The sequence below is a fragment of the Actinomycetota bacterium genome (assembly GCA_014360655.1).
In the GTDB taxonomy this organism is placed as follows: domain Bacteria; phylum Actinomycetota; class Geothermincolia; order Geothermincolales; family RBG-13-55-18; genus JACIXC01.
On sequence record JACIXC010000004.1, the window covers coordinates 125196 to 147037 of the forward strand.

A 21842-nucleotide genomic window follows, 5' to 3' on the forward strand; every position below is an offset into this window, starting at 1 on the left:
GTTCTCGCCGCGGGCGGCATGCGATATGACGTGAGAATTAGGGCGTGGGAGGGCTGCGGCCCGCCTGGACCACGGAGGTGATCGGAGTGAAGAAGAGAAGCAAGCGCTACCGCGAGTCCCTGTCCCTGTACGACCGCCAGAAGCTCTACCATCCCGCCGAGGCCGTAAGGATCGTCAAGGCCATGCCGGCGAGCCGCTTCGACGAGACGGTGGAGGTGGCCTTCCGCCTCGGCGTGGACCCGCGCAAGGCCGACCAGATGGTGAGGGGCACCGTGAGCCTGCCCCACGGAACGGGCAAGGAGGTGCGGGTGCTGGTCATTGCGCAGGGAGACAAGGCCCGGGAAGCGGAGGCGGCGGGGGCGGACATCGTGGGAGGACCCGAACTGCTGGACAAGATCAAGGAGGGCTGGTTCGAGTTCGACGCCATGGTGGCCACCCCGGACATGATGTCGCAGGTGGGTAAGCTGGGCAAGCTACTGGGGCCCCGCGGACTGATGCCCAACCCCAAGGCGGGGACGGTGACCTTCGAGGTGGAAAAGGCGGTCAAGGATATCAAGGCGGGCAAGGTGGAGTACCGCGTGGACCGCCAGGGCAACCTCCACCTCGTGCTGGGGAAGAAGAGCTTCGATGAGCGCAAGCTACTGGAGAACTACGCCGCCGTGCTGGAGGAGATCATCCGTGCCAAGCCGGCGGCGGCCAAGGGGCGCTACCTCAAGAGCATCACCTTCTCAACCTCCATGGGGCCCGGGGTGAGGGTTGACCCCGCGGTGGTGAGGGACATCCTGGGAGAGGAGAAGGCCGCCGTCTGAGAGACCCCCGGCAAGGGGCCAGGTCTCATGGTGTGCCCGGAGCGATATGGCTTAGGCAACGGGTTGACACGGGTTTTTCCCCGTGATAGCTTGGTCGACGTCAGGCCGGAGAAGTGGGTGCCGCTAGCGGCTTAATCTTCCCGCGGAGGCCGGAGGCGAAGGTCTACGACGCGCCCCCGTGCTTCGCGGGGGCGCGTTTGACGTGAGAGGCCTTGACGAGAGGAAAGTAAGGACGCCGGGAAGAGGCGGGAGGAAACCATGCCCAGGCAGGAAAAAATTGCCAAAGTGGAGGAGATTCGCAAGAGGTTCCTCGACAACCGGTTCGTTTTTCTCACCGATTTCACCGGCTTGACGGTGGAGGAGATAAACCGGTTGCGGCAGGTGCTGCGCACGAGGGGTGCCGATTACCGGGTGCTCAAGAACACCCTCACGCTGCTTGCCATAAAGGAAACCGAATTCGAGCCACTGGAGAGACTCCTGGTGGGGCCGATCGGCGCAGCTTTCGGGGCGGATGACCCCGTCGCCGTCGCCAGGGAGCTGGTGGCCTTCGCGCGGGAGAACCCGAAACTGGAGATCAAGGGAGGGTTCCTCGACGGCAGGGTGCTCGCGGCCGAGGAGGCACGCGCCATCGCCACCCTGCCGCCGCGCGAAATCTTGCTGGCAAGGCTAACGGGTTCCTTCAAGAGCCCCCTGTATCGACTGCACGGGGTGCTCTCGGGACCTTATCGTAAGCTCGTTTACGCGCTGCAGGCGGTGGCTGACACGAAGTCGCAGGCCGCATGACCTGCAATGGACGTGGCGAGGAAGGCGGGAACATAAGCCGGAAAAAGAAGGTGAACGCGAAGGTGGAGGTGTGAAGCTTTGGCCGAGAAGAAGATCAGCAAGGAGGACATCCTGGAGGCCATCGACTCCATGACCGTGCTCGAGCTCAACGAGCTGGTAAAGGCCCTGGAGGAGAAGTACGGCGTCACTGCCGCTGCACCGGTGGCGGTGGCGGCGGTCGGGGCGGGAGCGCCCGCCGCCGGCGAGGGACCCGCGGAAGAGGCGGAGAAGACGGAGTTCGACGTCGTTCTTCTCGCGGCCGGCGACCGCAAGGTGCAGGTCATCAAGGCGGTGAAGGAGATCACGGGTATGGGTCTCAAGGAGGCGAAGGCCCTCGTGGACGAGTCTCCCAAGCCGGTCAAGGAAAAGGTTTCGCGTGACGAGGCGGAGCGCGTGGCTGAGATGCTGCGCGACGCGGGGGCGCAGGTAGAGATAAAGTAAAGGCCGGGCCGGGGCTCGTTCTCGCTCTGCGGCGCGTTTCTTTTTCCTTCTTCCGGCGGCCGGGCCGCCGGGTAACGGTCTCGCTCGCAGGCTCGCTGCGACCGACCCTGTAGTTCCCCGGGCTGGTTGGGTGGAAATCCGTCCTTTTTCCGGCGGCCGGGCCGCCGGGTAACGGTCTCGCTCGCAGGCTCGCTGCGACCGACCCGGTCGTTCCCGGCCTTGGTGGGTGGGAATCGGGAGGCCGCTTGCGATGTCCCTCGCCCGACCCCCGGACCCGGCCTTGGTGGGTGCATAATCAGTCCTTCTTCCGGCGGCCGGGCCGCCGGGTAACGGTCTCGCTCGGCGCCGCGTTCCTTTCTCGTAAATCCGAGACCTTAGGAAAGGCGTCCTCGCTGCGACCGACCCTGTAGTTCCCCGGGCTGGTTGGGTGGGAATCGGGAGGCCGCTTGCGATGTCCCTCGCCCGACCCCCGGACCCGGCCTTGGTGGGTGGTTCAGTAAAGGCTCGCTGCGACCGACCCGGTCGTTCCCGGCCTTGGTGGGTGGGAATCGGGAGGCCGCTTGCGATGTCCCTCGCCCGACCCCAGGACCCGGCCTTGGTGGGTGCATAATCAGTCCTTCTTCCGGCGGCCGGGCCGCCGGGTAACGGTCTCGCTCGCTGGCTCGCTGCGACCGACCCGGTCGTTCCCGGCCTTGGTGGGTGGGAATCGGGAGGCCGCTTGCGATGTCCCTCGCCCGACCCCCGGACCCGGCCTTGGTGGGTGGTTCAGTAAAGGCTCGCTGCGACCGACCCGGTCGTTCCCGGCCTTGGTGGTTGCTTATACGTCTTTATACCAAAAAGAAGGATGCTGTATAATCCGGCTAGATGATATGGGCAGAAACAGGGGATGCACCGTTGTTTGACAGGATTGTCACTTATATCATAGTATAGTGTTTTGCGTATATGTGAGGGTGTTTTTTGCTTCAAGCGGGAAAAGGAGTGAGTGAAACAGTGGGTGTGAACGGTGGATTGCGGGTGCGCAAGAACTTCGCCAAGATACCCGAAATACTCGATGTACCCAACCTGATCGACATCCAGAGGAAATCCTACGAGTGGTTCCGCAACGAGGGGCTGCGGGAGGTCTTCGACGACATCTCCCCCATTGAGGACTACGGCGGCAACATGGCCGTGGAGTTCGGAGAGCACAAGTGGCATGAGCCCAAGCACGACGTGGACGAGTGCAAGGAAAAGGACATGACCTACTCCTGCCCCCTCTTCGTCACCGTGCGCTTCATCAACCGCGAAACGGGCGAGATAAAGGAGCAGGAGGTCTTCATGGGGGAGTTCCCCCTAATGACGGACAAGGGCACCTTCATCATCAACGGAACGGAAAGGGTGGTGGTCTCGCAGCTGGTCCGCTCCCCCGGCGTTTACTTCAGCAAGGAGCTGGACAAGGCTACGGACAAGGAGCTCTACTTCGCCAAGATCATCCCCTCCCGCGGCGCATGGCTGGAGTTCGAGACCGACAAGCGCGACGTCATCGGGGTGAGGATCGACCGCAAGCGCCGTCAGCCCGCAACCGTGCTCCTGCGCGCCATGGGGTACGAGGACGAGGACCAGATACTCTCCCTCTTCGACGGCTCCCCCCTGATAGAGGCCACCCTGGAGAGGGACCATACCTCCAACCGCGAGGAAGCCCTCATGGACATATACCGCAAGCTGCGCCCGGGGGAGCCGCCCACCGCGGACTCGGCCTTCAGCCTGCTGGAGAACCTCTTCTTCAACCGCAAGCGTTACGACCTGGCCAGGGTGGGGCGTTACAAGCTCAATAAGAAGCTGGGCCTCGACGTCCCCCTGTCGGTGACCGTGCTCACCTTCGAGGACATCGTCGAGACCATCCGCTACCTCCTGCGCATCATGCCGGGGGACATCGAGGAAGTGGACGACATAGACCATTTCGGCAACCGTCGCGTGCGCTCTGTGGGGGAACTCATCCAGAACCAGGTGAGGATCGGGCTCTCCCGCATGGAGCGGGTGGTGAAGGAGCGCATGACCACCCAGGACGCGGAGGCCATCACCCCGCAGAACCTCATCAACATCCGTCCCGTGGTGGCGGCCATCAAGGAGTTCTTCGGGTCCAGCCAGCTCTCGCAGTTCATGGACCAGACCAACCCCCTGGCGGGCCTCACCCACAAGAGGCGCCTTTCCGCGCTGGGACCCGGGGGCCTGTCGCGGGAGAGGGCCGGCTTCGAGGTGCGTGACGTGCACCCCTCCCACTACGGGCGCATGTGTCCCATCGAGACGCCGGAAGGTCCCAACATCGGGCTCATCGGCTCCCTGGCCACCTTTGCGAGGGTCAACGAGTTCGGCTTTATCGAGACCCCCTATCGCAGGGTGGTGAAGGGAAGGGTCACCGACGAGATAGTCTATCTCACCGCCGACGAGGAGGAGAAGTACGTCATAGCCCAGGCCAACGCGCCCATCGACAAGCGGGGGCGCTTCCTGAGCCCCACCATCCTCTGCCGCACGAAGGAGGCGGTGAAGGCGGTGCACCCGGAAGAGGTGGACTACATGGACGTCTCCCCGCGGCAGATCGTCTCCGTGGCCACCGCCCTCATCCCCTTCCTGGAGCACGATGACGCCAACCGCGCCCTCATGGGCTCCAACATGCAGCGGCAGGCGGTGCCGCTGTTGCGCTCGGAAGCCCCCCTCATCGGGACCGGGATGGAGTACCGGGCCGCCAAGGACACCGGCGACGTGCTCTGCGCGCGTGCGGCTGGGATCGTGACCTACGTGGACGCCAACCGCATCGAGATCAAGCGCAAGGACGGGACGGTGGACGTCTACAAGGTGGCCAAGTTCCGCCGCTCCAACCAGGGGACCTGCGTGAACCAGAAGCCCATCGTGGACGAGGGCGACCGCGTGGAGGAAGGCCAGGTGATAGCCGACGGCCCCTGCACGGACCACGGGGAGCTGGCGCTGGGCAGGAACCTCCTGGTGGCCTTCATGCCCTGGGAGGGCTATAACTACGAGGACGCCATCATCGTCTCCGAGCGCATGGTCTACGACGACGTGCTTTCCTCCATACACATAGAGGAACACGAGACCGACGCCCGCGACACCAAGCTGGGGCCGGAGGAGATCACGCGGGATATACCCAACGTGAGCGAGGACATGCTCAAGGACCTCGACGAGAGGGGAATCATCCGGGTGGGGGCGGAGGTGAGCCCCGGCGATATCCTGGTGGGCAAGGTCACCCCCAAGGGGGAGACGGAACTCACCGCCGAGGAAAGGCTGCTGCGGGCCATCTTCGGCGAGAAGGCCAGGGAGGTGCGCAACACCTCGCTCAAGGTGCCCCACGGCGAATCGGGCAAGGTCATCGACGTCAAGGTGTTCTCGCGGGACGCCGGGGACGAGCTGCAGCCGGGCGTCAACGAGATGGTACGCGTCTACGTGGCGCAGGTGCGCAAGATATCCGACGGGGACAAGCTGGCCGGCCGCCACGGCAACAAGGGGGTCATATCCAAGATCCTCCCCGTGGAGGACATGCCCTTCCTCGCGGACGGCACCCCCGTGGACATCGTGCTCAATCCCCTGGGGGTGCCATCGCGCATGAACATCGGGCAGATACTGGAGACCCACCTGGGTTGGGCCGCCCACGAGGGATGGCCCAAGAAGGGGAAGAACAAGGCGGACGGGCCGGTATACGTGGCCACCCCGGTCTTCGACGGCGCCAGGGAGGGCGAGATCGAGGAGGCCCTGCGGGAAGCCGGCCTTCCCGAGGACGGCAAGGCCATCGTCTACGACGGCATAACCGGGGAGCCCTTCCACCAGCCCATAACCGTGGGATACATCTACATGATGAAGCTGTTGCACCTGGTGGACGACAAGATCCACGCCCGCTCCACGGGGCCCTATTCCCTGGTCACCCAGCAGCCCCTGGGCGGCAAGGCCCAGTTCGGGGGCCAGCGTTTCGGGGAGATGGAGGTCTGGGCCCTGGAGGCCTACGGGTCCGCCTACACCCTGCAGGAGCTGCTCACCGTGAAGTCCGACGACGTCATGGGCAGGGTGAAGGTCTACGAGGCCATCGTCAAGGGGGAGAACATCCCGGAGCCGGGGATACCGGAGTCCTTCAAGGTGCTGGTCAAGGAGATGCAGGCGCTCTGCCTCGACGTTGAGGTGCTCTCCGAGACGGGCGAGGAGATCGAGATCAAGGAGACGGATGAAGACCTCCTGCGCACCGCCGAGGACCTGGGCATAGACCTGCGCACGGCGTCGGCGGCGCTGCTCTCCACCCGCAGCGAGGAAGAGCTCTTCGAGGAGAGGCCCGAGGAGTTCTGAGGCGCGGTGAAGGATAGGGATGTCGGCAGGAAAGAACACGCAAGGAGGTTGACCCTTGTTGGACGTCAATGACTTCGACAAGTTGAAGATCGGCCTGGCCACCGCGGACCAGATAAGGTCCTGGTCCCACGGCGAGGTGAAGAAGCCGGAGACCATCAACTACCGCACTCTGAAGCCGGAGAAGGACGGACTCTTCTGCGAGAAGATCTTCGGCCCCACCCGCGACTGGGAGTGCTACTGCGGCAAGTACAAGCGGGTGCGCTTCAAGGGCATCATATGCGAGCGGTGCGGCGTGGAGGTCACCCGTGCCAGGGTGCGGCGCGAGAGGATGGGGCACATAGAGCTGGCGGCCCCGGTGGCGCATATCTGGTATTTCAAGGGAGTTCCCTCCCGCATGGGTTACCTGCTCGATATCACGCCAAAGGACCTGGAGAAGATACTCTATTTCGCCTCCTACATCGTCACCTTCGTGGACGAGGAGAAGAGGCAGCGTGACCTGCCCCTCCTGGAGGAGGAGCTCAATGAGGAGATAGCGGAGATAGAGGAGACGACGAGGGAGCGTATAGAGGAACTGCGCGCCGCCGCGGAAGGCGAGGAGAAGCCCGCGGAGGAGGGAGAGGAAGAGATTCCCAGGCTCAAGCCGCAGCAGCTGGAGAAGGAGATAAAGTCCCTGGAGGAGAAGGCCAAGAAGAGGATAGAGGAGCTGAAGCGCGTCTTCGAGGAGTTCAAGGCCCTTGAGTACAAGCAGCTCGTCTCCGACGAGGTCCTCTTCCGGGAGATGCGCGAGCGCTACGGGGATTATTTCCGCGGGGGCATGGGGGCCGAGGCCATCCGGGAGATGCTGGCCAACGTGGACCTGGAAGGGGAGGCGGCGGAGCTGCGGGAGATCATCCGCACCTCCAAGGGCCAGAAGAGGCAGCGGGCGACCAAGCGTCTCAAGGTGGTCTCCGCCTTCCTGAACACCGAGAACGATCCCACGGCCATGGTACTCACCTGCATACCGGTCATCCCCCCCGACCTGCGGCCAATGGTGCAACTGGACGGCGGGCGTTTCGCCACCTCCGACCTCAACGACCTCTACCGCAGGGTGATCAACCGCAACAACCGCCTGAAGAGGCTCCTGGACCTGGGGGCCCCGGAGATCATCGTCAACAACGAGAAGCGCATGCTGCAGGAAGCGGTGGACGCCCTCTTCGACAACGGCAGGCGGGGAAGGGCTGTCACGGGGCCGGGGAACCGTCCCCTGAAGTCCCTTTCGGACATGCTCAAGGGTAAGCAGGGGCGCTTCCGCCAGAACCTGCTGGGTAAGAGGGTCGACTACTCCGGGCGCTCGGTGATCGTGGTGGGGCCCAACCTCAAGCTGCACCAGTGCGGCCTTCCCAAGCAGATGGCCCTGGAGCTCTTCAAGCCCTTCGTCATGAAGCTCCTGGTGGACAAGGACTACGCCCAGAACATAAAGAGCGCCAAGAGGATGGTGGAGCGCCAGCGCCCCGAGGTATGGGACGTGCTCGACGAGGTGATCAGGGAACACCCGGTCCTCCTCAACCGCGCCCCCACCCTGCACCGCCTGGGTATCCAGGCCTTCGAGCCGGTGCTGGTCGAGGGCAAGGCCATCCAGATCCACCCCCTGGTGTGCACGGCGTTCAACGCCGACTTCGACGGCGACCAGATGGCCGTGCACCTGCCCCTCTCCAGCGAGGCGCAGGCGGAGTCGCGCGTGCTCATGCTCTCGGCCCACAACATCCTCTCGCCCGCCCACGGCAGGCCCATCACCACCCCCACCCAGGACATGGTGCTGGGCTCCTCCTACCTCACGGTGGTGAAGGAGGGGGAGCACGGCGAGGGCAAGGTCTTCTCCTCGCCGGAGGAGGCCATGATGGCCCACGAGTTCGGGGCGGTGGCGCTGCACGCGCCGGTGAAGGTGCGCATCCGCAAGAAGGGACGTCCCGCGCGCATCATCGACACTTCCGTGGGGAGGGTCATCTTCAACACCGCCTTCCCGGACGACTATCCCTACGTCAACGAGGAGGTCAACAAGTCGGTCCTGCAGCGCATCGTCACGGAGGTGGCGGAGAAGTACGATACCGTGCAGACTGCGGAGATCCTCGACAACATCAAGCGCCTCGGTTTCCATTACGCCACCAAGGCGGGGATAACCATATCCATCTCCGACATCACCGTCCCTCCCGACAAGGATAAGATCCTCGAGGACCCTGAGGCGGAGGTGGAGAGGATAGAGGAGAACTACAAGCGGGGCCTCATCACCGACGAGGAGAGGCACCAGCGGGTGGTGGAGCTGTGGACGGAGGCCACCGACCGGGTCACCGAGGCCATGGAGCAGGCCTTCGACACCTTCAACCCCATCTTCCTCATGGCCAACTCCGGGGCGCGCGGCAACATCAAGCAGATAAGGCAGCTGGCCGGCATGCGCGGCCTGGTGGCCAACCCCAAGGGGGAGATCATCGACCGGCCCATCAAGTCCAACTTCCGCGAGGGCCTCACCGTCCTGGAGTACTTCATCTCCACCCACGGCGCCCGCAAGGGACTGGCGGACACCGCCCTGCGCACCGCCGATTCGGGGTATCTCACCCGCAGGCTGGTGGACGTCTCGCAGGAGGTCATCGTGCGGGAGTACGACTGCGGGACGGACAAGGGCATCCCGGTGAAGGTGTTGACGCCCCAGGGAGAACTCAACAACTCGCTCGCGGCGCGCATCGCCATGGAGCGCGTGAAGCATCCCCGCACCAAGGAAGTGCTGCTGAAGCCCGGTGACGAGATCGACCTGGCCATGGTGGAAAAGCTTTCCAAGGCCGGCATCGAAGAGGTGAAGGTGCGCTCGGTCATGACCTGCGAGTCGCGCTACGGGGTCTGCTGCCTCTGTTACGGGACCATGCTGGCCACGGGCAGGCTGGTGGAGATTGGGGAGGCGGTGGGCATCATCGCCGCCCAGTCCATCGGCGAGCCCGGCACGCAGCTCACCATGCGCACCTTCCATACCGGGGGCGTGGCCGGCGAGGACATCACCCACGGCCTGCCCAGGGTGGTGGAGCTCTTCGAGGCGCGCAAGCCCAAGGGGCAGGCGGTCATCGCGGATATCTCCGGTAAGGTGTACATTGAGGAATCGGACCGCTCCCGCAAGATAACCGTGAAAGGATCGGGCGACAAGGAGCGCGTCTACCAGGTGCCGCGGCGCGCGCGCCTGCGCGTGCGCGACGGCCAGGAGATTTCGGCGGGAGACCAGCTCACCGAGGGATCCATCAACCCCCACGACATCCTGCGCGTGCTGGGACCCCAGGCGGCCCAGCTCTACCTGGTGCGCGAGGTGCAGGAGGTCTACAAGAGCCAGGGCGTGGACATACACGACAAGCACATCGAGCTCATCGTGCGCCAGATGATGAAGAAGGTGGAGGTCGTGGACCCCGGTGATACCGATCTCCTCCCCGGCGAGAAGGTGGACCGCAAGTTCTTCGAGGAGGTCAACGAGGCGGTGGTGGCGCAGGGAGGCGAGCCGGCCACCGCCCGCCAGATGCTCCTGGGCATCACCAAGGCCTCGCTGGCCACCGACTCTTTCCTGTCCGCTGCCTCCTTCCAGGAAACGACGCGCGTGCTCACCGACGCCGCCATCTCGGGACGCGTGGACCCCCTGCTGGGGCTCAAGGAGAACGTCATCATCGGGAAACTCATCCCTGCGGGCACGGGCATGAGCCGCTACCGCAACATAAAGGTCAAGCCCAGACACATGGGGATAAGCCTGCTCGAGGAGGTCGAATCCCTGGCGGCGGGCTCGACGAGGGTCTCCCAGGTCAGCGCGGAGGAGATCCTGGGCGTGCCGTCGGGAGAGGAGGAGAGCGCGGAGGAGATCCTGGGCGTGCCGTCGGGAGAGGAGGAGAGCGCGGGGGAGCCTCTCGAGGAGGACGGATCCGCGGCGGACCAGGCGGAGTGATCCCGGTTCGGGCGTACCCGGTGTCCCTGCCTGCGGGTCGGCGTGGGGCCGGAAGGGGCCTTGCCGGCGCGGGAAAGGGCGGGCAAGCACGTTGACAGGCGCGAAAGCCTGATGGTAAACTTGCGGCTTGGTGCCGGCAAAAAACGGCAACAGGAAGATACTGGAAGAACAATGGAAGAGCGTCCGTGAGGAGGTAGGTTTGCCGACCATCAACCAGTTGGTCCGCAAGGGCCGGCAGGAGAAGAGGAAGAAGACGAAGACCCCGGCCCTGCAGGGTTGCCCGCAACGCCGGGGCGTCTGCACGCAGGTGAAGACCACCACTCCCAAGAAGCCCAACTCCGCCCTGCGCAAGATCGCCAGGGTGAGGTTGACCAACGGGATCGAGGTGACCACCTACATCCCCGGCATCGGACACAACCTCCAGGAGCACTCCATAGTGCTGGTGAGGGGAGGCAGGGTGAAGGACCTGCCCGGGGTGCGCTACAAGATCATCCGCGGCACCCTCGACGCCGCCGGGGTCTCTGACCGCAAGCAGGCCAGGTCGCGTTACGGGACCAAGAAGAAGGCGACACTGTAAGGTTTCGCGAGGAAGGGGATGGAGTAAGCGATGCCCAGGAAGGGACCGGCACCCAAGAGGGAGATACCACCGGACACCAGGTACCACAGCGTGCTGGTGGAGCAGTATATCCGCAAGGTAATGCTGGACGGCAAGAAGAGCAAGGCGGAGAAGATCGTCTACGGTGCCCTGGATATCCTGCGGGAGAAGACGGGAAACGATCCCCTGGTGATCCTGCGCAAGGCCACCGACAACGTCCGCCCCGTCCTGGAGGTGAGGTCACGGCGGGTGGGGGGAGCGAGCTACCAGGTGCCGGTGGAGGTACGCCCCCGGCGCAGCACCAGCCTGGCCATCCGCTGGATTGTCAACTACGCCCGGCAGCGCAGGGAGAAGACCATGATGGACCGCCTGGCCAACGAGCTGCTGGATGCCGCCAACGGCGTGGGCGCTTCCATAAAGAGAAAAGAGGATCTGCACAAGATGGCGGAGGCCAACAAGGCCTTCGCCCATTACCGCTGGTGAGATGAAGGTAAAGACGACGGGAAGAGTGGAGAGACCGACCTTGCAGGAAGTGAGGTTTCCTCTCGAGAAGGTGCGCAACATCGGCATCATCTCCCACATAGATGCCGGCAAGACCACCACCACGGAGAGGATACTCTTCTATACCGGCAAGACCTACAAGATGGGCGAGGTGCACGAGGGGTCAACGGTGATGGACTGGATGGTGCAGGAGCAGGAAAGGGGCATCACCATCACCAGCGCCGCCACCACCTGCTACTGGAGGGACCATAAAATAAATATTATAGATACTCCCGGCCACGTGGACTTCACCGTAGAGGTCGAACGCTCTCTCCGCGTTCTCGACGGGGCCATCACCATCCTGGACGGGGTGGCCGGCGTGGAGCCGCAGACGGAGACGGTGTGGAGGCAGGCCGACCATTACGGCGTGCCGCGCATCTGTTACGTGAACAAGATGGACAGGCCGGGCGCCGACTTCTTCGGCAGCCTGGAGATGCTCGAGGAGAAGTTCGATACCAGGCCGGTGGCGGTGCAGGTACCCATAGGGCAGGAAGGGGGGTTCGCGGGGTGCGTGGACCTCGTCCGCATGCAGGCCCTTGTCTACCGGGATGAGCTGGGAACCGAGTGGGAGTGGGTGGAGATCCCGGAGGAACTGGCGGAAACGGCCTTCCTGTACCGCCACGCCCTCCTGGAAGCCTGCGCCCACCACGACGACGAGATGCTGGAGAAATACCTCGAGGCGGAGGAGCTGGTCACGGAGGAGGACATCCGACGCGCCCTGCGCAGGGGGACCCTCGAGTGCGAACTGGTGCCGGTGTTCTGCGGCGCTTCCTTCCGCAACAAGGGGGTGCAGCCGCTGCTGGACGGGGTGGTGGATTACCTTCCCTCGCCCCTCGACGTGCCCCCCGTGGAGGGGGTACAGATGGGCAAGGACAAGAAGGAGATCAGGCGGGCCTCGGACGACGAGCCCTTCGCTGCCCTGGCGTTCAAGGTGGTTTCCGATCCCTACGTGGGGAAGCTCGTCTATATCCGCGTCTATTCCGGGACCCTCAAGGTGGGGTCCACGGTGCTGAACAGCACCCGTCGCCGGAAGGAACGCGTGGGAAGGCTTCTCCAGATGCACGCCAACCACCGGGAGGACAGGGAGACGGTCTTCACCGGGGACATCATCGCGGCCGTGGGCTTGAAGGAGACCTACACCGGGGACACCCTCTGCTCCGCCCACAGGCCCATCCTCCTCGAGTCCATGGCCTTCCCGGAGCCCGTGATAAGCGTGGCCATCGAGCCCAGGACCAAGGCGGACCAGGACCGCCTGAGCGAGGCCATGGAGAGGATAGCCGAGGAGGATCCCACCTTCCGGGTGAAGCTGGACCCGGAGACCGGGCAGACCATCATCTCGGGCATGGGGGAGCTGCACCTGGAGATCATCGTGGACCGGCTGCTGCGGGAGTTCGGGGTGGGCGCCAACGTGGGGCGGCCGCAGGTGTCTTACCGCGAGACGGTTTCGGGCCATGCGCGGGAAGTGGAGGGCAAGTTCATACGGCAGACGGGCGGGCGGGGGCAGTACGGGCACGTGGTCATCGACCTCGACCCCCTGCCTCGCGGCGAGGGCTTCGCCTTCGAGAGCAGGGTCACCGGAAACGCCGTCCCCAGGGACTTCATCCCAGCCGTGGAGCAGGGGGTGAGGGGGGCCCTCGAATTCGGCGTCCTCGCCGGTTACCCGGTGGTGGACGTGAAAGTGACCCTCAAGGGGGGTTCGTATCACGAGGTGGATTCCTCCGAGCTGGCCTTCAAGGCGGCGGCCTCGATGGCCTTCCAGGAGGCCCTGCGCCGGGCCGACCCCATACTCCTGGAACCCATCATGGAGGTGCGTATCAGCGTCAGCGAGGAATACCTCGGGGACGTCATCTCGGATATCAACGCGCGGCGCGGCAAGGTGGAGGGCATGGAGACGAGGGGAAAGCAGCAGTCCATAGTCGCCCTCATCCCCCTGGCGGAGACCTTCGGCTACGCCACGGACCTGCGTTCCCTGAGCCAGGGAAGGGCCACTCACCACATGCAGTTCTCCCATTACAGCGAGGTGCCGCACAACCTGGCCGCGGAGATCATTAGGAGGATAAGGGGGGAATGAGCGTTACGGCATTGCGGGCGCGCCCGGGGGCGGCGGCGGAATGCGCCGCGTGGCGGAAAAAGCCCGAAATGGTGGAAAAACGGTCTTGTCTGCAGGACCTTTCATGTCTAAAATAGGGAAGTTGTGTCCGGAGAGAGACACCGCGGATCGGTGAAAAGAGGAGGGTCAAAATGGCCAAGAAGAAGTTCGAGAGGACCAAGCCCCACGTCAACGTGGGCACCATAGGTCACGTGGACCACGGCAAGACCACCCTGACCTCGGCCATCACCAGGTGCCTGCACAACCAGGGCCTGGAGGTGGAGGAGAGGTCCTTCGACAGCATAGACAACGCCCCCGAGGAGAAGGAGCGCGGCATCACCATCGCCATCGCCCACGTGGAGTACCAGACGGAGAAGCGCCACTACGCCCACGTGGACTGCCCCGGCCACGCCGACTACATAAAGAACATGATCACCGGCGCCGCCCAGATGGACGGGGCCATCCTGGTGGTCTCGGCCGCAGACGGCCCCATGCCCCAGACGCGCGAGCACATCCTCCTGGCCCGCCAGGTGGGGGTGCCGGCCATGGTGGTCTACCTCAACAAGGCGGACATGGTGGACGACCCCGAGCTCCTGGAGCTGGTGGAGATGGAGGTGCGGGAGCTCCTCACCGAGTACGAGTTCCCCGGGGACGAGATCCCCGTGGTGGCCGGCTCCGCCCTCAAGGCCATGGAGTGCGGCTGCGGCAAGCGCGACTGCGAGAACTGCGCCTCCGTCATGGAGCTCCTGGACGCCGTGGACGAGTACATCCCCACCCCCGCCCGCGACGTGGACAAGCCCTTCCTCTTGGCCATAGAGGACGTCTTCTCCATCACCGGGCGCGGCACGGTGGTCACGGGGAGGATAGAGCGGGGCAAGATCCACACCGGCGAGGAGGTGGAGATCGTGGGCATCCGCCCCACCCAGAAGACGGTGGTCACCGGGGTGGAGATGTTCCGGAAGATCCTGGACGAGGGGCAGGCGGGCGACAACGTGGGCCTGCTTTTGCGCGGCATAGGCAGGAAGGACGTGGAGCGCGGCCAGGTGGTGGCCGCCCCCGGCTCCATCACCCCCCACGTCTCCTTCCGCGCCCAGGTCTACGTCCTCTCCAAGGAGGAGGGGGGCAGGCACACCCCCTTCTTCTCCGGCTACCGGCCCCAGTTCTACTTCCGCACCACCGACGTCACCGGCACCGTCACCCTCCCCGAGGGGGTGGAGATGGTCATGCCCGGCGACAACACGGAGATGAACGTGGAGCTCATCTCCCCCATCGCCATGGAGGAGGGCCTGCGCTTCGCCATCCGCGAGGGGGGCCGCACGGTGGGGGCCGGGAGGGTCATCGCCATCGAGAGGTAGGGGGAGAACCCGCGGGGTCGACCCGCGACAACATGGACCGAGGAGTGTCATGGTCAAGCAAAGGCAGAAGATAAGGATAAGGCTCAAGGCATACGATCACGAGATCATCGACCGCTCCGCGAAGCAGATAGTGGAGACGGCGAAGCGTACGGGAGCGTCCATATCCGGGCCGGTGCCCCTGCCGACGGAGAAGCACGTCTATTGCGTCATCCGCTCCCCGCACGTGAACAAGGACTCGCGGGAGCACTTCGAGATGCGGGTGCACAAGCGCCTCATAGATATACTGGAGCCCACGCCCAAGACGGTGGACTCCCTCATGCGCCTGGACCTCCCTGCGGGAGTGGATATCGAGATCAAGCTATAGGCCATGCAGGCCGAGAGGCTGGCGGCCAAAGGTAGAGGCAATGGCCGCGGCAAGGCCGGCGAGAGGTGAATGAGTTGAAGGGAATCATAGGAAAAAAATTGGGCATGACCCAGATCTTCACCGAGGACGGGAAGATAGTACCCGTGACGGTGGTGGAGGCCGGCCCGTGCACGGTGACCCAGGTAAAGACGGTGGAAAAGGAGGGTTACGACGCCGTGCAGCTGGGATTCGGCGCGGCGCGGGAGAGGAAGGTGAACAAGCCCTTGCTCGGGCACTTCAAGGGGAAGGGGCTGCAGCCCCTCCGGCACCTGGCGGAGATAAGGGTCGATGACCCCGGGGCATACCAGGTAGGCCAGGAGGTCACGGTAGGCATGTTCTCCAGGGGAGAGCGCGTCGACGTCACCGGGCGCTCCAAGGGCAAGGGTTACGCCGGCGTGGTCAAGCGCCATGGTTTCGGGGGAGGTCCCGGCTCGCACGGTGCCCATTTCCATCGCGCGCCGGGGTCCATCGGGGCCTGCGCCACTCCTTCTCGTGTCTTCAGGGGCTCGCGCATGCCGGGGCGCATGGGAGGCGAGCGCGTGACCGCCCTCAACCTCGAGATCGTGGACGTCAAGCCGGAGCGCAACGTCCTCCTCCTGAAGGGCAGCGTGCCCGGGCCTAACGGCGGACTCCTGGTGATCAGGGAATCGGTGAAGGGACGGAAGAAGCGGAGCCGCAAGGCCCACGTGCTTGCATGATATCGGGAGATGGGAATGAAAACGGTTCCGGTCTACGACACGGAGGGGAAAAAGACGGGCGAGGCGCAGCTGAAGGACTACTTCTTCGGCTGCGAGGTGAACCTGCCCGTCATGCACCTGGTGGTGCGCCGCCAGCTGGCGGCCGCGCGCAGGGGGACCGCCTCCACCAAGGGACGCAGCGAGGTGAGGGGAGGAGGCCGCAAACCATGGCGCCAGAAGGGTACGGGAAGGGCCCGTCACGGCTCCATCCGCTCCCCGCTGTGGAGGGGCGGCGGAACCGTGCACGGCCCCAAGCCGCGCGATTTCACCTTCAAGGTCAACCGCAAGGTGCGCAGGCTGGCGTTGCGCTCCGCCCTCAGCGTGCGCGCCGGCGAGGACAGGATCATGGTACTGGAGGACTTCACCTTCACGGAGCCCAAGACCAAGCTGGCGGCGTCCATCCTGCGGGCGCTGGGGGTGGAGGACAGCGTCCTGCTGGTCCTGCCCGAGGACGACGAGAACGTGGTCAAGTCCATGCGCAACCTGCCCGGCGTCGAGGTCATCAGGGTTGATTTCCTGAACACCTACGACGTTCTCGCCAGCGACAGGGTGATCTTCACCCGCGCTTCGCTGGAAAAGCTGCAGGAAGGGGTGGAGGATGAAGGATCCGCGTGACATCATCATCCGGCCGGTGATCTCGGAGAAGAGCTACACCCTCCTGGACCATAACAAGTACACCTTCGAGGTGCACCCGAAGGCCAGGAAGACCGAGATCCGCCAGGCGGTGGAGGAGATATTCAACGTGAAGGTGACCGGGGTGAACACCATCAAGGTCCCCCCCAAGCCACGCAGGCGGGGATGGACCTCGGGGCGCACCGCCGCCCGGAAGAAGGCCGTTGTCACCCTCGCGCCCGGTTACAACATCGAGTTTTTCGAGGGACCGTTAGGTTGAGGAAAGGCGGGATGAAGGGTAATGGGCATAAAGAGATATAAGCCGACCTCGCCCGGGAGGAGGTTCACCAGCGTATCGGATTTCTCGGAGATAACCAAGAAGGAGCCCGAGAAGACCCTCCTGGCTCCCATGAACTACAAGGCGGGGCGGAACAACAAGGGGCGCATCACCACCCGCCACAAGGGAGGCAGGGTCAAGAGGCGCTACCGCATCGTGGATTTCCGGCGGGACAAGGACAACGTCCCGGCGAAGGTGGTGGCCATCGAGTATGACCCCAACCGCAGCGCGCGACTGGCCCTGCTGCATTACGAGGACGGCGAGAAGCGGTACATCCTGGCCCCCCTCAAGCTGAAGGTGGGGGACCGCGTGATGTCGGGGCCGGATGCGGACATAAAGCCCGGTAACGCTCTGCCCCTTTCCGCCATACCGGTGGGCACCACCATCCACAACATCGAGCTCAAGCCGGGAGCTGGGGGGAAGATGGTGCGCGCCGCGGGAGGGGCCGCGCAGCTGATGGCCAAGGAGGGGGACTTCGCCCACATAAGGCTTCCCTCCAGCGAGGTGCGGCTGGTGAACATAAACTGCCGCGCCACCGTCGGCCAGCTGGGCAACGTGGAGCACGAGCTGCTCAACGAGGGCAAGGCGGGGCGCGGCCGCTGGAAGGGGCGGCGACCCACGGTGCGCGGAACGGTCATGAACCCCGTGGACCACCCGCACGGCGGCGGCGAGGGCAAGTCCTCCGCGGGACGGCACCCGGTCACCCCCTGGGGGAAGCCGACCCTCGGGTACCGTACACGCAAGAAGAACAAGCCGTCGAGCAAGTATATCGTGCGTCGCAGGAAGAGCTGAGAGGTGGGGAGGTAGCCTTGGGCAGGTCTTTGAAGAAGGGCCCCTACGTGGACGAGAAGCTCTATTTCAAGATAGAGGACCTCAACCGGCGCAACGAGAAGCGCGTCATCAGGACCTGGTCCCGCCGTTCCACCATCTTCCCGGAGATGGTGGGGCACACCATAGCCGTCTACGACGGCAAGAGGCACGTGCCGGTGTACATCACCGAGAACATGGTGGGACACAAGCTGGGGGAGTTCGCGCCCACGCGGCGGCGCACCAAGCACGGGCACGCCCACGAAAGGCCCACCCGCCTGAAGTAAGGCGGCGCCTGAAGTAAGGCGGCGATGACGGCGAGAGGAAGACGAGGAGTCGCATGATGGCGGAAGCAGCGGAGGAAGGCGTAAGGGTTCGCGCCGTGGCGCGATACGTGCGGGTGTCGCCCTACAAGGCCCGCCAGGTGGCGGACCAGATAAGGGGCAAGGACGTGGAGGAAGCCCGCTATATAACGAGGTTCTCTCCCAAGGGCGCCGCCCGCCTGGTGGGCAAGGTCCTCGAGTCGGCGGTGGCCAACGCGGAGAACAACAACGGGATGCGCGCCGAGGACCTCGTGGTGGTGAACTGCTACGTGGACGAGGGCCCCACCCTGAAGAGATGGCGTCCGCGTGCCCTGGGGAGGGCCACGCGCATACGCAAGCGCACCAGCCACATAACCGTTGTCCTGGGAGAGCGGGAAGGAGAGGCGAAGGAGGGGAAGCGCCGCGCCTCGCGCAGGCGCTCCGCGTCGCGAGGGAAAGGATGAAATAAGCGTGGGTCAGAAGGTTCATCCGTACGGTTTCCGCCTGGGGATAATCTATCCCTGGAAGTCGCGGTGGTTCGCCACCCGCGACTATGCCGATCTCCTGCAGGAGGACCTCGCCATACGCCGCTACATCAGGGAGCACATGAAGCGGGCAGCCATATCGCGCGTGGAGATCGAGCGCACGAGCAAGCGGGTGAAGGTGGACATCTTCACGGCGCGACCCGGCATCGTCATCGGCCGCAGGGGGGCGGAGGTGGACCGCATAAAGCGCGACCTGGCCACCATGACCGGCAAGGACGTGCAGGTGAACATCCAGGAGATCGACTCTCCCGAGCTCGATGCCTTCCTGGTGGCGCAGAACGTGGCGGAGCAGCTGGAGGGCAGGGTTTCCTTCCGGCGCGCCATGAAGAGGGCGGTGCAGAACACCATGCGTGCCGGGGCCAAGGGGATAAAGATCTCCTGCGCGGGCCGCCTGGGCGGAGCGGAGATGGCGCGCACCGAATGGTATCGCGAGGGCCAGGTGCCCCTGCAGACGCTGCGCGCCGACATCGATTACGGGTACTGCGTGGCCCGCACCACCTTCGGGGTCATAGGCGTCAAGGTCTGGATCTACAAGGGGCTTATCGGGGAGCCGGACCGCAAGGTGCGGGAGAGGCCAGCGGAGGAACGCGGCGCGCTGTTGAGGGAGGGCGCGCCTCCTGCCGCACCGGAGGAATCGCCCGAGGAGACGGCGCCGCAGGGGGAGGAGCAGGCGGAACCCGTCGAGGAAAAGGACGAGGAACTGGCATACGAGCGGGAGGTATAAGGCAGATGCTGATGCCTCGCAAGATAAGGCACCGCAAGGTGCAGAGGGGCAGGCTCAAGGGCCGCTCCAAGGGAGGCACCGAAGTCCACTTCGGGGACTACGGCCTGCAGGCCCTGGAGCCGTCATGGGTCACGGCCCGCCAGATCGAGGCGGCCAGGGTCGCCATCACCAGGCACGTGAAGAGGAGCGGGAAGGTCTGGATAAACATCTTCCCCGACAAGCCGGTGTCCAAGAAACCCGCCGAGACGCGCATGGGAAGCGGCAAGGGAAACCCGGATCACTGGGTCGCCGTGGTCAAGCCGGGGCGGGTCATGTTCGAGCTCTCGGGCGTGCCCGAGAACGTGGCGAGGGAGGCCATGCGGAGGGCGGCCCACAAGATGCCGATGAAATGCCGTTTCGTGAAGCGGTTCGCTGCAGGTGGTGAGTGAGGATGGTAAAGGCGAGCGAGTTGCGCGGGTACTCCTACGAGGAGCTCGTGCAGAAGCTGAAGGAGGCGAAGGAGGAGCTCTTCAACCTGCGCTTCCAGGAGGCGACGGGGCAGCTTGACAACACCGCCCGCATAAAAGAGACCAAGAAGGACATAGCGCGCATCTGCACCGTCATGAGGGAATACGAGATGAGCGAGGAGGCGGGTTGAGCCTCCTGGGAAAGGAAGGAATGCCGGGTATGGCGGAGAGAACCAGCCGGAGGAAGGTACGCACGGGCACGGTGGTGTCGGACAGCATGGACAAGACCATAGTGGTGAAGGTGGAGACCCGCATGCCTCACCCGCTCTACGGGAAGATCGTCGCCCGCAGCAAGAAATACATGGCCCACGACGAGGAGAACCAGTGCCGGGTGGGGGACGTGGTGCGCATCATGGAGACCAGGCCCCTCTCCCGCAACAAGCGCTGGCGCCTGCTGGAGATAGTGGAGAGGGCCGAATAACGCCGGAGGTCGCGGTTCGGAGGTAGACGATGATACAGGCGGAATCGCGTGTGAAGATAGCCGACAACACGGGCGCCCGGGAGCTCCTGGTGATCAAGGTCCTGGGCGGTTCGGCGAGGCGCTACGCCTACGTCGGCGACATCGTGGTGGGCACGGTGAAGGTGGCGACACCGGGAGGCTCCGTGAAGAAGGGCCAGGTGGTGAAGGCTGTGGTGGTGCGCACCAAGAAGGAACGCCGGCGCAAGGACGGCTCGTACATCAAGTTCGACGAGAACGCGGTGGTCATCATCGACGAGGCCAAGGAGCCCAAGGGGACGCGCATATTCGGGCCGGTCGCCCGCGAGCTGCGCGAGAAGAAATTCATGAAGATCGTCTCCCTGGCCCCCGAGGTCCTCTGAGAGGCAAGACCACGGAGGAGTAAAGGAAAATGGCCGGATTGAAGATCAGGAAGGGCGACAGGGTAACGGTGCTCGCGGGGAAGGACCGCGGCAAGCAGGGCAAGGTGCTGCGCAGCTTCCCCGACAAGAGAAGGGTGATCGTGGAGGGGGTCAACCTGGTGAAGAGGCATTCCAGGCCCAGCAAGGAGAACCCCCAGGGGGGCATCATCAGCAAGGAGGCCCCCATACACGTGTCCAACGTCGCCCTCGTGTGCGGCTCGTGCGACCGCGTCGTGCGCGTCGCTTACCGCTTCGATGCGGAGGGCAACAAGAGGCGGTTCTGCCGCAAGTGCGGCGCGGATATCGATTGAGAGGACGGGAACGGAGCAAGGAAGGAAGCATGGTTCCAAGGTTAAAGGAGAAATACCGGGAGGAAGTGGTCCCCGCCCTCAAGGAGCGGTTCGGTTACCGCAACGACATGCAGGTACCGCGGCTGGAGAAGATCGTGATCAACATGGGAGTGGGGGAAGGCGCCCATGACCCCAAGGCCATCGACGGGGCCATGAAGGACCTGGCGAAGATAAGCGGGCAGAAGCCCAAGCTCAACCGTGCCAAGAGGTCGGTTGCCGGCTTCAAGCTGCGCACCGGGATGTCGGTGGGGTGCAAGGTCACGCTGCGGGGGGATCGCATGTACGAGTTCCTCGACCGCCTCATGTCCCTGGCCATCCCCCGCGTGCGCGACTTCAGGGGCCTGAACCCCAAGTCCTTCGACGGCAGGGGCAACTACAACATGGGGCTGGACGAGCAGCTGGTCTTCCCGGAGATAGATTATGACGACATAGACAAGGTGAGGGGCATGGACATAACCATCGTGACGACGGCCAAGACGGACGAGGAAGGGCTGGCCCTGCTCGATGCCCTGGGCATGCCCTTCCGGAGCAAGTGAGCAGGAGGCGGCATGGCCAAGAAATCCCTGGTTGCCAAGCAGAAGAGACCTCCCAAGTTCCGCACCCGCGCCTACAACCGTTGCAGGCGCTGCGGCCGGCCGCGGGGATACTTCCGCAAGTTCGAGCTGTGCCGGGTGTGCCTGCGCGAGCTGGCGCACGAGGGGGAGATCCCCGGATTGACCAAGTCGAGCTGGTAAGGAGGCGTAAGGC

The 21842-nt window shown here is 64.5% G+C and carries 23 protein-coding genes and 1 pseudogene; all 24 read left to right on the forward strand.

The genetic code is table 11. The features are described from left to right. Positions 1-86 precede the first annotated feature (86 nt). The 24 genes and pseudogenes from rplA (at position 87) to H5T73_04650 (ending at position 21829) form a co-directional block, all read left to right on the forward strand. Positions 87-809 (forward strand): 50S ribosomal protein L1, encoded by a 723-nt coding sequence (gene rplA / locus H5T73_04535; protein MBC7247031.1) that lies wholly within the window; start codon positions 87-89, stop codon positions 807-809. A gap of 285 nt (positions 810-1094) precedes the next feature. Next, positions 1095-1592 (forward strand): 50S ribosomal protein L10, encoded by a 498-nt coding sequence (locus H5T73_04540; GenBank protein ID MBC7247032.1) that lies wholly within the window; start codon positions 1095-1097, stop codon positions 1590-1592. A gap of 93 nt (positions 1593-1685) precedes the next feature. Then, positions 1686-2072, forward strand: coding sequence for a 50S ribosomal protein L7/L12 (gene rplL / locus H5T73_04545; protein ID MBC7247033.1), 387 nt, complete (start codon positions 1686-1688; stop codon positions 2070-2072). A 996-nt stretch (positions 2073-3068) separates the two neighbouring features. After that, on the forward strand, positions 3069-6392 hold the full coding sequence (gene rpoB / locus H5T73_04550) for a DNA-directed RNA polymerase subunit beta (protein MBC7247034.1): 3324 nt from the start codon (positions 3069-3071) through the stop codon (positions 6390-6392). Positions 6393-6447: 55 nt separating this feature from the next. Then, a pseudogene (locus H5T73_04555) lies at positions 6448-10125 on the forward strand (DNA-directed RNA polymerase subunit beta'). A gap of 409 nt (positions 10126-10534) precedes the next feature. Continuing rightward, complete coding sequence (locus H5T73_04560; GenBank protein ID MBC7247035.1) at positions 10535-10912, forward strand: 30S ribosomal protein S12; 378 nt, start codon at positions 10535-10537, stop codon at positions 10910-10912. A gap of 30 nt (positions 10913-10942) precedes the next feature. Continuing rightward, positions 10943-11413, forward strand: coding sequence for a 30S ribosomal protein S7 (rpsG, locus tag H5T73_04565; GenBank protein ID MBC7247036.1), 471 nt, complete (start codon positions 10943-10945; stop codon positions 11411-11413). Between the two features lies 1 nt (position 11414). Continuing rightward, the gene (gene fusA / locus H5T73_04570; GenBank protein MBC7247037.1) at positions 11415-13541 is read left to right on the forward strand and encodes an elongation factor G; all 2127 of its coding nucleotides are present in this window, start codon (positions 11415-11417) and stop codon (positions 13539-13541) included. A 170-nt stretch (positions 13542-13711) separates the two neighbouring features. After that, a complete protein-coding gene (gene tuf / locus H5T73_04575) occupies positions 13712-14914 on the forward strand; it encodes an elongation factor Tu (protein MBC7247038.1) in 1203 nt (400 codons plus the stop codon). A gap of 49 nt (positions 14915-14963) precedes the next feature. Next, a complete protein-coding gene (rpsJ, locus tag H5T73_04580) occupies positions 14964-15278 on the forward strand; it encodes a 30S ribosomal protein S10 (GenBank protein MBC7247039.1) in 315 nt (104 codons plus the stop codon). Positions 15279-15352: 74 nt separating this feature from the next. Continuing rightward, positions 15353-16015 (forward strand): 50S ribosomal protein L3, encoded by a 663-nt coding sequence (gene rplC, locus H5T73_04585; GenBank protein ID MBC7247040.1) that lies wholly within the window; start codon positions 15353-15355, stop codon positions 16013-16015. Between the two features lie 15 nt (positions 16016-16030). Continuing rightward, the gene (rplD, locus tag H5T73_04590; GenBank protein MBC7247041.1) at positions 16031-16669 is read left to right on the forward strand and encodes a 50S ribosomal protein L4; all 639 of its coding nucleotides are present in this window, start codon (positions 16031-16033) and stop codon (positions 16667-16669) included. Then, positions 16653-16946 carry a 50S ribosomal protein L23 gene (rplW, locus tag H5T73_04595; GenBank protein MBC7247042.1) on the forward strand — a complete coding sequence of 98 codons (294 nt, stop codon included), beginning with the start codon at positions 16653-16655 and terminating at the stop codon, positions 16944-16946. The genes rplD and rplW overlap by 17 nt, the downstream gene beginning before the upstream one ends. Before the next feature lie 21 nt (positions 16947-16967). Next, a complete protein-coding gene (gene rplB / locus H5T73_04600) occupies positions 16968-17795 on the forward strand; it encodes a 50S ribosomal protein L2 (GenBank protein ID MBC7247043.1) in 828 nt (275 codons plus the stop codon). A gap of 17 nt (positions 17796-17812) precedes the next feature. After that, on the forward strand, positions 17813-18097 hold the full coding sequence (gene rpsS, locus H5T73_04605; protein MBC7247044.1) for a 30S ribosomal protein S19: 285 nt from the start codon (positions 17813-17815) through the stop codon (positions 18095-18097). Positions 18098-18153: 56 nt separating this feature from the next. Next, positions 18154-18576 (forward strand): 50S ribosomal protein L22, encoded by a 423-nt coding sequence (rplV, locus tag H5T73_04610; protein ID MBC7247045.1) that lies wholly within the window; start codon positions 18154-18156, stop codon positions 18574-18576. A gap of 7 nt (positions 18577-18583) precedes the next feature. Then, a complete protein-coding gene (gene rpsC, locus H5T73_04615) occupies positions 18584-19381 on the forward strand; it encodes a 30S ribosomal protein S3 (protein MBC7247046.1) in 798 nt (265 codons plus the stop codon). A gap of 5 nt (positions 19382-19386) precedes the next feature. Further along, a complete protein-coding gene (gene rplP, locus H5T73_04620; GenBank protein MBC7247047.1) occupies positions 19387-19809 on the forward strand; it encodes a 50S ribosomal protein L16 in 423 nt (140 codons plus the stop codon). Positions 19810-19811: 2 nt separating this feature from the next. Further along, entirely contained in the window at positions 19812-20018 is a 207-nt protein-coding gene (gene rpmC / locus H5T73_04625; GenBank protein ID MBC7247048.1) for a 50S ribosomal protein L29, read from the forward strand. Between the two features lie 29 nt (positions 20019-20047). Further along, the gene (gene rpsQ, locus H5T73_04630; protein ID MBC7247049.1) at positions 20048-20308 is read left to right on the forward strand and encodes a 30S ribosomal protein S17; all 261 of its coding nucleotides are present in this window, start codon (positions 20048-20050) and stop codon (positions 20306-20308) included. Between the two features lie 29 nt (positions 20309-20337). After that, entirely contained in the window at positions 20338-20706 is a 369-nt protein-coding gene (gene rplN, locus H5T73_04635; protein MBC7247050.1) for a 50S ribosomal protein L14, read from the forward strand. A 38-nt stretch (positions 20707-20744) separates the two neighbouring features. Next, entirely contained in the window at positions 20745-21056 is a 312-nt protein-coding gene (locus H5T73_04640; GenBank protein ID MBC7247051.1) for a 50S ribosomal protein L24, read from the forward strand. A gap of 29 nt (positions 21057-21085) precedes the next feature. Beyond that, complete coding sequence (gene rplE / locus H5T73_04645) at positions 21086-21631, forward strand: 50S ribosomal protein L5 (protein MBC7247052.1); 546 nt, start codon at positions 21086-21088, stop codon at positions 21629-21631. Between the two features lie 12 nt (positions 21632-21643). Further along, positions 21644-21829: a type Z 30S ribosomal protein S14 gene (locus H5T73_04650; GenBank protein MBC7247053.1), complete on the forward strand. Its 186-nt coding sequence runs from the start codon at positions 21644-21646 to the stop codon at positions 21827-21829. The last annotated feature ends 13 nt before the right edge of the window (positions 21830-21842 follow it).

Bases quoted from the DNA above. Each gene is read 5' to 3' on its own strand.
- rpsG (MBC7247036.1), top strand. From the start codon at position 10,943: ATGCCCAGGAAGGGACCGGCACCCAAGAGGGAGATACCACCGGACACC.
- fusA (MBC7247037.1), top strand. From the start codon at position 11,415: ATGAAGGTAAAGACGACGGGAAGAGTGGAGAGACCGACCTTGCAGGAA.
- tuf (MBC7247038.1), top strand. From the start codon at position 13,712: ATGGCCAAGAAGAAGTTCGAGAGGACCAAGCCCCACGTCAACGTGGGC.
- rpsJ (MBC7247039.1), top strand. From the start codon at position 14,964: ATGGTCAAGCAAAGGCAGAAGATAAGGATAAGGCTCAAGGCATACGAT.
- rplD (MBC7247041.1), top strand. From the start codon at position 16,031: ATGAAAACGGTTCCGGTCTACGACACGGAGGGGAAAAAGACGGGCGAG.
- rplW (MBC7247042.1), top strand. From the start codon at position 16,653: ATGAAGGATCCGCGTGACATCATCATCCGGCCGGTGATCTCGGAGAAG.
- rplB (MBC7247043.1), top strand. From the start codon at position 16,968: ATGGGCATAAAGAGATATAAGCCGACCTCGCCCGGGAGGAGGTTCACC.
- rplV (MBC7247045.1), top strand. From the start codon at position 18,154: ATGGCGGAAGCAGCGGAGGAAGGCGTAAGGGTTCGCGCCGTGGCGCGA.
- rplP (MBC7247047.1), top strand. From the start codon at position 19,387: ATGCTGATGCCTCGCAAGATAAGGCACCGCAAGGTGCAGAGGGGCAGG.
- rpmC (MBC7247048.1), top strand. From the start codon at position 19,812: ATGGTAAAGGCGAGCGAGTTGCGCGGGTACTCCTACGAGGAGCTCGTG.
- rpsQ (MBC7247049.1), top strand. From the start codon at position 20,048: ATGGCGGAGAGAACCAGCCGGAGGAAGGTACGCACGGGCACGGTGGTG.
- rplN (MBC7247050.1), top strand. From the start codon at position 20,338: ATGATACAGGCGGAATCGCGTGTGAAGATAGCCGACAACACGGGCGCC.
- rplE (MBC7247052.1), top strand. From the start codon at position 21,086: ATGGTTCCAAGGTTAAAGGAGAAATACCGGGAGGAAGTGGTCCCCGCC.
- H5T73_04650 (MBC7247053.1), top strand. From the start codon at position 21,644: ATGGCCAAGAAATCCCTGGTTGCCAAGCAGAAGAGACCTCCCAAGTTC.